This is a genomic window from Nitrospinota bacterium (assembly GCA_009873635.1).
In the GTDB taxonomy this organism is placed as follows: Bacteria; Nitrospinota; Nitrospinia; order Nitrospinales; family VA-1; genus LS-NOB.
Map to the genome: position 1 here is coordinate 12862 of WAHY01000016.1, position 11195 is coordinate 24056.

Sequence of the window (11195 nt, forward strand, 5' to 3'; positions counted from 1 at the left end):
AGCCCTGGCAGAAATGGGCATAGATATTACTAAAATGTCCAAAGAAGAAGCCATGGAAAAAATGGGAGATATGTCAAAAATATTCCCAGACAGTTCAAACTCATAAACCTAATCATGAGTTTGAAAGTTCCCTTCGACTTGTTGATACAATGTGGGGGTTGTGGGCTTGAAAACATGATTTCCGAATTCAGCCCCGGAAAACCTGCCATTTGTAACCAGTGTCGAGAAAACATGATCGCCTACGATTTAGCCAACACGTTTCAAAGCTATGTTTGTGATTCATGCCAAAGAGTGTTGCTGCTAAAAGAAGAGACGAGCTTTGTAAATGGTGAATCTGAATGCCAGTGCGGCTGCCGGGAATTCAATGAATTGGACATAAAAGATTTTTCGGATCGGCTGACCAAAGCAGAAAAAACAGCTTTGGATGACGACGATGAGAATCCCGATTTTGACTGGTGCCGCCCTGCTTCTGATCCGGCGATCATGGAAGATTACAACGAGCTATTTGATGACGACCCAGGGTTTAGCTGAGCTTGAAAACCCCATAAAACTTCTGAAATTTCATTTCTTTATACCGCTACCACTAATTTATTTGTCAGGCCCCGGAAAAACCCTATATAGTTTTTATTTTCAACAATATAAACAAACCGGCATATTTCTTCAATGAAAGAAAAAAAACCAATCAATGGGAAAACCTGGGAAACAAACCTCAATCAAGCCATTGGTTTATTGAATTCAAATAATACCTTCCTGTTTAGCGGAGATATTGATCCCGATTCGGTAGGGTCAATGTTATCCCTGGCTCTTTACCTCGACCAGTTAGACAAAAAGGTCTTTCTGATTATTCCCGAGCCACTTGGGGACAATATGGATTTCTTTGAAGAAATCATCAAATATAATTCCATAAATATCCTCAGTAGCCCGGAAGAAATAGCATCTGCCAGGGATGAAATAGAAACCGTCATTTTTTGTGATACTGCGAACACAAAACTCGTTCCATTTTATTCTCACATTTCAGAAAATATATTATCCAAAAAGCCCAACGTCATAGAAATTGATCATCACTTCGGAGCAGACAGTGCAGAACTGACCGACCATGGTATTAAACTTTTCCGCAATGCTAATGCCAACACAGAGATCATTGGGGACATTTTGGAAACCCTCTACAATAATAGTCTGGAAAGACCCAATCCTTTCAGCCAACGCAATATTGTTCTTGGGCTCATAACTGGGATGCTCGGCGATACTGTAGGAGGAAAAGTCATCCACTACAAAGAGGACTACGAACGCTGGATGGAAAGACTTGGAACTCAATTAAAAAACATTACACGCTGGCGAGGCCCTGCTGACAATAGAAAAGAAGATTGCCGAGATTCCAAGTTTGGAGAACCAACACAAATTCTCGATTACCTGAACAAGCTGACTGAAGATCAGCAGAGTTGTTTTGATTTATTGATTTCCCGTATTGAGCTGAAAGGTAATATGGGGTTATTAAACCTGATGCCCTCAACTTATCATGAAGTTCATGGAACCTGCCAGCCATTTCAGTCCGACTGGTTTGTCGATATTATGGGTTTGCTTTTAAACGCGGTGCCTGAAAAGTCAGGACATGCCGGGATGGTTATTTTTGAAGGCCAGAATGCTGAGGGTGAAGATTGTATCTTTATAAAAATCAGAAGAGCTGTTGATTATTCCGGTGTAGACCTTCGCACTGGCGAAGATAAAATCAAAGAATTATTTGATGGTCTTTATATGGGTGGAGGGGGACATGCTGGAGCCGTTTCCTTCCGAATTCACCTGCTTGAAGAAAAAGAACTACTGGAAAAGCTGGAAGCTCTCATTAGTTTTTTTAATAAATCTATAGAAAACGGCACAAATTAAAAATCCAACCACCACCCAACTCTTCTCCATCCACATTCTTTTCCAGACTAAAACTTTAAAGCTTCTATTTTTTGAAATTTTTCAGAATCTGCAAGGAATATAAGGTCTGCTTCTCTAAGTTTATTTCTGCGAAGATCCAGATTCTTTAATCGGGCTAACTTTGATGTATCAGCCAGCAAGTCCAGGCTTTTCCGGCTGATCCTATTGCCCATGACTTCAAGTTCTTCAAGCTGGCTTAAAGTAGAAGACTGGATAAGAGCCTGGAAACCTGAATCTGCCACCGGGACTCCAGAAACTCGAAGCCTGACCAAATTTTTGAAATTCACTGAATCCGCAATCATTCTCAGACCTTTTTCCCCCAGGTCGTTGCCATTCAAGTTCAGTTCTTTTAAATGAATCATTTGAGGGGATTGAGAAAGAGCGAGAACACCTAACGCTGTCACACCCGCATTTTCCAGGTTCAAACTTTCCAGTTGCGATAAATTGGGAGACTCCGCCAGCAAAACAAGGCCCTTGTCTCCAACAGCGTTGCTCATCAGATTCAGGGATTTCAGGTTATTGAGAAACCGGGAGCCAACAAGATCTCGAATGCCTTGGTAGTCAAAGTGGTTATTTCTCAGAGAAAGAGAATCGATACCATCCAGTTTTTCATATTGTGCTAAAGAAGCTAAATCTTTATTATCCAATCTCTGCTCATTCAGGTTGAGTTCATTATTCACCCGTTTCTTCTCAATCAAAATCCTGGACCGCATGGCTCGCAATGCAACTTCACCCGTGCGGCTATAGTCGTTATCCTGAATATAAAGTTGAGCAAGGTTGATCAAATGTTTTGAGCCAGCAATGTCTACAGCCCCAGGATTTCCAATATGGTTGGAATCAAGAACCAGGCTTTCCAGTCTGTTTAAAGTGGGTGATTGGGCAAGAATGCGTGCGCCTTTATCAGTTATCTGGTTCCACCCAAGGTTCAACTGGGAAAGTTTTTCAAAAGCACCCGCCTGGGCCCAATCAGCAAGTGTCTCATCCCCGACAAGGTTTTTGCGCAGATTAAGAACTCGAAGTTTGGAAACCACCGCCCCATCGGGAAACCGTGTTAGTTTTTGCTGCCCCACTTTGTTCATTTCTAAATCCATGAGTCCGAGCTTTAACAATGACTGGGACTTCACAAGGCTCAACGCTCCAAAATCAGAGATTTGGTTGTTGGCCAATTCAATCGTTTCAAGATTAGGAAAGTTTTTTGAAAGTGCCAGATTTTTAGCACCTTCATCACCGATAAGGTTGGCATTGAGAACCAGGTGTCTCAATTCAGATAACAGACCGGCTTCCACAAGAACTGCCAGTCCTTCGTCTGTAATTTCATTCCAGCTTAAATCCAGTTTTTGCACATGGCAAAAATTTTTATTCCTGCACAAAAAAACAATCCCCGCATCTCCCATATTATTATAAGAGAGATCCAAAACCGGATCCTTCCGGATCAACCTTTCGTTAAGAGTCTGGATGAAGTTCAAATCTTTTGTTTCAGTCTGCATTAATCAGCCACCGGATAGTCTGTTTTCACCTCGCTCAATTCCTGCAAACGTTTTGATTCATGCAAGAGCTCCAGTCCCTGGGGATTGATCAGGTTGTAAGACAATTTTAATACCTGAAGGTTTTTTAATCCGGAGAGCTCAGACAATGCCTGCATACCCCTGAGACCAATTCGGTTGGCATCAAGGTGAAGCTCCTTCAAGTTTTTAAGACTGGTAGAATTAGCCAGGGCCTCAGCTCCAATATCTCCTACACGGTTGAAAGACAAATCTAATTTCTCGAGTTTGGAAAGGCTTTTAGAATTTGCCAAAGCTACAGCCCCATCATCCCCAATTTTATTGGTATATAAGCTAAGGTATCTCAGCCGAGTCAGGGAGTCCGATTCGGCAAGAGCTGCAGCACCTTCGTCACCAACCAGGTTTTCATACATCCAGAGTTCTTTAAGCGGCTCAAAAAACTCCGACTGTGCCAATTCCTCCACACCCAAATCTTTGATTTTATTAGTGTGAATATATAGGATTTCAATATCAGGAAGAGCAACATTTTCGGCCAGGTCTGTTGCAATATCGTTATCTATACCCCTGTTGGAAAAATCCAGGGTTTTCTTATCTTTGCTCAAACCTCGCTTGATCCATTTCCTGATATAAGAAATATCTTCTGCCATGGTCATCCCGGAACTAGGTAAAAGACTCCATTCTATAAAGGTGAGGAAAAAAGTAAAGAATTAAATGAGAATTCAACGAAATTCCATAAGTTTCTGAGTTGTATCGAAACCACTGCAAATAAACCACCCTTAAAAAAAAGAGCTTACTTTAATTTTTTATAATTACAAGTTTACCCAAACTCTATCTGGAAAATGTTAGCTATAATATAAAAAGATTAGATTTTAGTAAAATTTTGCCGGGAAAATTCTTTTGAAGAAAGATAAAAACACACTCAAACTTGCTGTTTCCATATCTATTCCGGTCCTTATATATTTAATTTGGCCCTATATGGCTTTGTTAAAATTATATATTGGTTTGGAGTCTAACAATAAAGGTATAGTCATGGAGGAAGTAAATTGGCCCTCTTTCAGGGACAAAATTGAGAGTGATCTTAACCGTTATGTCAAGGAAGTCTTAAATAAAAATCTTGCGCAGGAAAATATAAAATTGAGCTTTAGGTCTCTCTCGCTAACCAGAAAAATCGCAGATCAGATAGCCACACCAGAGGGGTTAATCCATCTTTACCACTTTCCAGATAATTACGCCAATCAGATTAAAAAAATATTTGCAAAAAAAGCCGAACCAAAACATTTAAGTCCCCCTTCAAAAGAGAAACCTTTAAATATTGAGGGGCCAAACATTCCCAGCCTTTGGGATCAAATTAATTATATTTTCTTCATAGACATTTCTCATTTTAAGGCAAGCTTTAAAATTAACAACAAACCTTTTACTATTATATGGGAACGACAAGGATTCGACTGGAAAGTAGAAACACTAGACTTGCCATTGATTTAACCTTTGATTAATACTGATATAAAAGTAAATGAAAATTCTCAACGCAATTCATTCATTCTGGTTGTCAGTTGTAATTTCTCTGCTTATCGGTTGCGGTTCATCTGCTTCAAATGACGAATCTGTATTTCGCATGTCCATAAAAAACGAGCCCCCGACCCTGGATTGGACGCTCGCTACAGATAGTGTTTCTTTCACCATTCTCACCAATATCATGGAAGGGCTCACCCAGTATGACTCAGAGCTAAACGCCAGACCCGCAATCGCCAAAAAATGGGAATACTCAAAGGACGGGCAAACCATTACTTTTTTTCTGCGTGATGATGTTTATTGGAGTGATGGTAAACCTGTTACCGCGGCAGATTTTGAGTATTCCTGGAAACGATTGCTGGCACCTGAAACCGCTGCCCAGTATGCCTACTTCCTTTTCGATATTGAAAATGCCGCGCAATATAATTCAGGGGAAATTACCGACCCGGACAAAGTCGGCGTAAAAGCTCTCGCCCCTGATGTGCTTGAAGTCCGATTGAAAAAACCCGTGGTTTATTTTCCCAGTATCACTACGTTCATGGTCACCTTTCCCGTAAGGGAGGAGGTCATTAAAAAACATGGTGACTCCTGGACGGAACCGGGAAATATTGTCACCAACGGTCCCTACACACTGGAAGAATGGCAGCACGAATACAAAATGGTGCTAAAGGCTAATCCTCTCCACTATGAAGGAAAGCCCAAGGTAGATTTAATCCGTGTTTTTGTGGTGCAGGAACCTACCACCGCACTGACCCTTTATGAAACCGGAGAACTGGATTACCTGGAATTGCCCCCTGTAGCCATCCCCCATTATAAATCCAGCCCTGAATACAGGAACAAGCCTCAATTAAGAGGTTACTACTATGGTTTTAATGTACAAAAAAAGCCTTTTGATAATGTGCTTGTAAGACAGGCTTTTGCCCATGCCATCGACCGCTCCCGCATTCCCTTATTCTTAAAAGGTGGCGAGATCCCTTCCTCATCCTGGATCCCAAAAGGCATGTTCGGTTACAACGAAAATATTGGGTCCAAGTTTAATCCGGATAAGGCTAGAGCCTTATTGGAGCAAGCAGGGTATCCTGATGGAAAGGGATTCCCCAAGGTTACAGCGGTTTTTAATACCGGTGATCTCAACCGTTTCATAGGAGAATTCATCCAGGCTCAATGGAAAGAGCACCTGAACGTGCATATAGATTTCGAAAGTCAGGAATGGAAAGTTTTTCTCAGCCGGTTGGATTTAGACCCGCCGGAAATTTTCAGATTGGGGTGGGGAGCGGACTTTCCCGACCCGGACAACTTCATGAACCTGTTCATTACAACCAGCGGTAATAACCGACTACGATGGTCGAATTCAAGATATGATGAATTGATCGCCCTTGGCTCCGCATTGAAAAATCCGCAGAAACGAAAAGCGGTTTACGATAAAGCCCAGATCCTGATTACCGAGAAAGAAGTTCCAATGATTCCGCTTTTTGTTTCAGCACAAAATCTGTTAGTCAAACCCTATGTACAGGGATTGAAGAACAACGCTATGGAACTTTTATATCTGAAAAGAATTCACCTGCAAAAATAATGGTTCGTTAAACCGGGTACATTTTTCCCGTAGCAAAATACAGTGTGGGTCTCCGGATCAGCGCACAAAAAAGCCTGTCGGCAGAGCCGACAGGCTGGAACAAGTTTTTTTGGGGATATTTCTAAGCAATCGCCAGAAACCCGCAAGCCTGGTAACAAGCGTTGCAGTTGATGCACAAATCCATATCAATATGCGCCGCCACTTTACGTGTGCCTCCTGTTATTGCCCCTGTTGGACAAGGCTTGATGCACGCACCGCAGGCAACACAATCTTCTTCCTTAACGACATAGCGATATAAACCTGTACAACGTGCCGCGTCACATACCTGGTCTACAATGTGACGCTCATATTCTTTGCGGAAATATTTCAAGCCGGTCAGAATCGCTTTCGGAGCTGTTTCACCCAGACCACATAACGAAGTCTGGCTGATTTCTTCACACAAAGCCTGAAGCTTGTCCAAATCTTCAAGTTTGCCCCTGCCTTCCGCGATATCCGTCAATTTGTTTTTGATCAGTGTCAGGCCAATTCGACATGGTGTACATTTTCCACAAGTCTCGCCCTCGTTAAATCCTATCGAAAAAAGCGAAAGGTCAATCACACAGGCCGACTCATCATAGGCCGCAAAACTTGCCTGCCCCATCAACACACCGGCTTCAAGAAGGCTTTCATAATCTGTTGGGGTGTCAGCTTTTTCCGGTGGCAAAAATCCGCCCGTAACACCACCCACATGCACCACTTTAAGATCTTTTTTCTTCTGGATGCCTCCACAATAATCTTCAATGGCTTCCTTGAAGGTGGTTTTCATATCAAGTTCCATCAAACCGTTGTACTTGATATTTCCGGAAATCGCCCAGACTTTACAACCCTGAGCATTTTCATTTCCCATTGCTGCATACCAGTCTGCTCCATTCTTGATGATCTTGGGAACCGTGGCCCAGGTCTCAGCATTGTTCAAAACGGTCGGCTTGCCCCATAACCCTGATTCACAGGATTGTGGAGGCTGTGCTTTCGGGAAAGGACGTTTTCCCTCAACAGACTGCATCAAAGCCGTAGACTCACCACCAATAAACGCTTCAAGTCCTTCATGCACCCGAATGTTGATGCTGAAATCCGTTCCCATGATATTGTCGCCGAGGAAACCTCTTTCCCTGGCCTGTTTGATGGCAAGGTTCAGACGCTTAACGGCAATAGCATAATCAGAACGGGTGTAAATAATTCCCTCGGTCGCACCTATGGCATAAGCTCCGATCAGCAGACCTTCCAGAACCTGATGCGTAGCGCCTTCCATAACACTGCGATCCATGTAAGAAGCCGGGTTGCCCTCATCTCCATTGACCATGATGTAACGTGTACCCTTTTCGTCAGTTGGAGCTTTCACAGCTTTTTCCCATTTTTCGGCGGTTACAAATCCGCCACCACCTTTACCACGCAAACCAGACTTTTTAACCTCCGCGATAACTTCATCGGGCTTCATGGTAGTCAGAACTTTTTTCAAAGACTCATAACCACCGACTTTTATATAATCATCAATATTTTCAGGGTCAATGGCACCTCCGTGCTCCAGCGCTACACGGGTCTGCCTGCCGAGAGTTTCATAATAATCTTCTTTGGAAGCAGCCTTTTTAAATACCTTGCCGCCGACAATATGGTCGTTCAAAATATTTTTAACCATCGCCGGCTTGACTTTCTCGTAAGTCACGCGGTCTTGACCGGGAACATAAACATCTACCAGAACATCGCGACTGCAATAGCCTCTGCACCCTACCTGTCCCATTTCACATGTTCTTTCACCCAGCGTGGCATTGGCTTGCATTTCACCAATCTGCTTCTGAAATTCGGCATAAACCGCCTCACTTCCCTCTGCAATTCCACTAAGACTCATGCAAACGGTAATTTTTATCTGGCCCTGTTTTTCAGCGACGGCCTGGCCCTGTTCTTCGACGACTTCCATGAACGATCTCCGCGGTTCGAAAATTTTCAACGGGAACTCTAAAGCTACAAACTCAATGCCTGTCAATATGCCCACCAAAAACACAAGGTGGCTCATCACAAACAACAGTTTTTAGAGATACCCAAATTTAAATATTCCAGTTTATCCAGTCGGGAAATCTCCCCCAACAGATTCTGCAATGTCTCACAAAACTCTGGAAAATTCCAGCCATTCTAGTAACCCGGACACAGATTGTCAATCCCAGCTTCACAGCTGATTTTGCAAGACTTTGGGCAGTTTTATAAAGACTCTGTTTTCAACTTGCTACATCTCCCATAGAGCCTTTGATTGACAGCTACACCCCCACCGACAATAACGTTTAATTCTTTTATAACAAAGGGTTTGTCAACCCAACCCCAAATCATGCCCAATTTGGCTTTTTGTGCAAACCAGGCAAAATAATTCACTCCCTTTCGTGGTTCGCAATGACCCAAAAATTTCTGGTGCAATTACAATAGCAAAGCCTGCATTGATCATGAAAATTGAGGTTGATTGCCAGAGTGCATGAATATAGACTTGTTCAGTAAAAGCTTTTCAATGTCCATCGGCCTCCCCTTTTTAAAAGGCAGGCCTTTTTTATATGAAATTAGATGATAAAAATTAATCAAAAATTCGTTGCACTTCTCGAACACAAAACAGAATGCCTGATTATCCCCTGCCCTGAGGATAAAAAACCTGACGGAATTTTAAAAACTATTGATGCCAATCTCAATGGCGCCGTCAAACTGGCTTTTGAAAATAAACGATTTCTGGGAAAACCCAATCAAACCCTTTTACTGAACAGCACAAGTGGTCTTAAAGCAGACAACTTGATACTGGTCGGAGTTGGTAAAAGTAAAAGCTTGAAACCTGAAGTAATCTGCAAAGCATCGGGAACAGCGGCAAAGCTGGCAGAAAATAACAATTTCAAATCCGCTTCTGTTTATCTCAACGAAAGTTGTTTCGACAAAGTTGCCAAAGGACCTCGCTATGGAGAACTCGCAGGCGCCATAGCTGAAGGGGCAGGACTGGCCCTGTACCATTTTGATTATTATAAAAACCTGGAAGAAGACGATCGCCGTTTGCAACAGTTGACCCTTTTGCCAGCAACAAAATCCCGACAAGCAACACTGGAAAAAGCGATCACACGCGCTGAAAAAATTGTTGCGGCTGTTCATACAGCAAGAAATTTAATATCCCAGCCCGGCAATACCGCCACCCCAACCTATCTTGCAGAGACGGCAAAAAAAATGGCACGCAAAAGCAAATTTTCCTGCAAGGTGTTGGGTAAAAAAGAAATGGAAAAGCTTGGCATGGGAGCTCTGCTCGGTGTATCACGCGGAAGTCACGAGTCCCCAGCGTTAATTGTGATGGAATATTTCGGGGCGGCCAAAAGCAAAGCCCCAACTGTAATAGTGGGCAAAGGTATTACCTTCGACACCGGCGGCATCTCCCTCAAACCGGGAGCAGGCATGGACGAGATGAAAATGGATATGTCTGGTGCGGCTACAACGATTGCAACATTGCAGGCTATTGCCAACCTGAAACTAAAAACCAATGTAATCGGCATCGTGGCCGCGGCAGAAAATATGCCCGGCGGATCGGCCATCAAACCCGGCGATATTTTAAAAAGCATGTCCGGAAAAACCATAGAAGTGCTTAACACGGATGCCGAGGGCAGACTGGTTCTTGCAGACGCATTGACCTACGCGCAACGTTACAAACCTAAAGAAGTGATTGACCTCGCCACGTTGACCGGTGCTGTGGTTATGGCGTTAGGGCATCAGGCCGCTGCTGTCATCGGAACCAACCCGGCAATGATCAAGCAACTCATTGAATCCGGGGAAGCCACTGATGAAAGGGTCTGGGAACTGCCACTGTGGGAGGAATTCGACAAAGCCACCAAGAGCGATATCGCAGATCTAAAAAATATTGCGTCACCGGGAGTCGGAGCAGGTAGCAGCATGGGTGCGGCCTTCCTCAAAGCTTTTGCCGGCGACCAGCCCTGGACCCATATAGATATAGCCGGCACCGCCTGGGGATATGATAAACCCTACATCCCAAAAGGACCTTCCGGTTTCGGTGTGCGCCTACTCCTCCATTACCTCGAACACCGTAAACGTTAGGCTAAAGAAAGCATGACTAATGTCTTCATCATTTTCATCCACCTGCTGGCTGCAGGGGTTGCGCTGGGCAGTCTGGTCTACTGCCTGAAAATATACCTCCCTGTTGTTGAAAAGGGCCAGTCTGAGCGGGATGAAAATTCACCCGCGTATAAAATTCTCGATCTGATGACACCAACCGTTTTCGCTTGCCTGCTGCTACTCATCGGGACAGGAGTTTATTTTCTGCTTGAAAACTATTCTGCACAGGTTGGACTAAAACCCGGTTACTACAACCTGTTCGGGGTAAAGATGATATTTGTGGCCGGAGCATTTTTCACAAACATGTATGTAACATTCTCACTCAGAGTCCATATATCGAATCTGGATTTGAGCCCACAAAATAAAAAACTGGTTCCCGAAACACTGCGAAGAATGATTGGCCTAAGCAAAATGACCATGTGGATGGTTGCCATCGCACTGTTCCTGGGTATCTGGCTTGCCCGTTATTAGCCCAGCATGATGCTGGACTCAGCCTGCAATATAGTTTTTCTGCGGACAAACAGTTATCTCGGCTTAAAGAGGTGTTGCGAGCGTTAGAAAATTTAAGTAGTATGCTT

The 11195-nt window shown here is 43.5% G+C and carries 9 protein-coding genes; 6 read left to right on the forward strand and 3 right to left on the reverse strand.

Translation table 11 applies throughout. From position 1 onward, the window contains the following. The first annotated feature begins 114 nt into the window (after window positions 1-114). Together F3741_09720 and F3741_09725 are read left to right on the forward strand one after the other, a co-directional pair. Complete coding sequence (locus F3741_09720) at window positions 115-531, forward strand: hypothetical protein (GenBank protein ID MZG31060.1); 417 nt, start codon at window positions 115-117, stop codon at window positions 529-531. A gap of 132 nt (window positions 532-663) precedes the next feature. Next, the gene (locus tag F3741_09725; protein MZG31061.1) at window positions 664-1881 is read left to right on the forward strand and encodes a hypothetical protein; all 1218 of its coding nucleotides are present in this window, start codon (window positions 664-666) and stop codon (window positions 1879-1881) included. Between the two features lie 47 nt (window positions 1882-1928). On the opposite strand, the gene F3741_09730 is transcribed toward F3741_09725, so the two are convergent. Both F3741_09730 and F3741_09735 read right to left on the reverse strand, forming a co-directional pair. After that, on the reverse strand, window positions 1929-3407 hold the full coding sequence (locus F3741_09730) for a hypothetical protein (GenBank protein ID MZG31062.1): 1479 nt from the start codon (window positions 3405-3407) through the stop codon (window positions 1929-1931). Next, the gene (locus F3741_09735; GenBank protein MZG31063.1) at window positions 3407-4069 is read right to left on the reverse strand and encodes a hypothetical protein; all 663 of its coding nucleotides are present in this window, start codon (window positions 4067-4069) and stop codon (window positions 3407-3409) included. Before F3741_09735 ends, F3741_09730 begins: the two co-directional genes overlap by 1 nt. Window positions 4070-4319: 250 nt before the next feature. Between F3741_09735 and F3741_09740 the strand changes: the two genes are divergently transcribed. Both F3741_09740 and F3741_09745 read left to right on the forward strand, forming a co-directional pair. Continuing rightward, entirely contained in the window at window positions 4320-4904 is a 585-nt protein-coding gene (locus F3741_09740) for a DUF2939 domain-containing protein (protein ID MZG31064.1), read from the forward strand. 28 nt (window positions 4905-4932) lie between these two features. Next, complete coding sequence (locus F3741_09745; GenBank protein MZG31065.1) at window positions 4933-6504, forward strand: peptide ABC transporter substrate-binding protein; 1572 nt, start codon at window positions 4933-4935, stop codon at window positions 6502-6504. A 121-nt stretch (window positions 6505-6625) separates the two neighbouring features. Here the strand turns inward: F3741_09745 and F3741_09750 are convergent, their stop codons facing one another. Next, entirely contained in the window at window positions 6626-8455 is a 1830-nt protein-coding gene (locus tag F3741_09750) for an NADH:ubiquinone oxidoreductase, subunit F (protein MZG31066.1), read from the reverse strand. 629 nt (window positions 8456-9084) lie between these two features. Here F3741_09750 and F3741_09755 point away from each other — a divergent pair. Then, window positions 9085-10599 (forward strand): leucyl aminopeptidase, encoded by a 1515-nt coding sequence (locus tag F3741_09755; protein ID MZG31067.1) that lies wholly within the window; start codon window positions 9085-9087, stop codon window positions 10597-10599. A gap of 12 nt (window positions 10600-10611) precedes the next feature. Then, window positions 10612-11088, forward strand: a complete 477-nt coding sequence (locus F3741_09760; protein ID MZG31068.1) for a hypothetical protein — start codon at window positions 10612-10614, stop codon at window positions 11086-11088. Window positions 11089-11195: the final 107 nt, after the last annotated feature.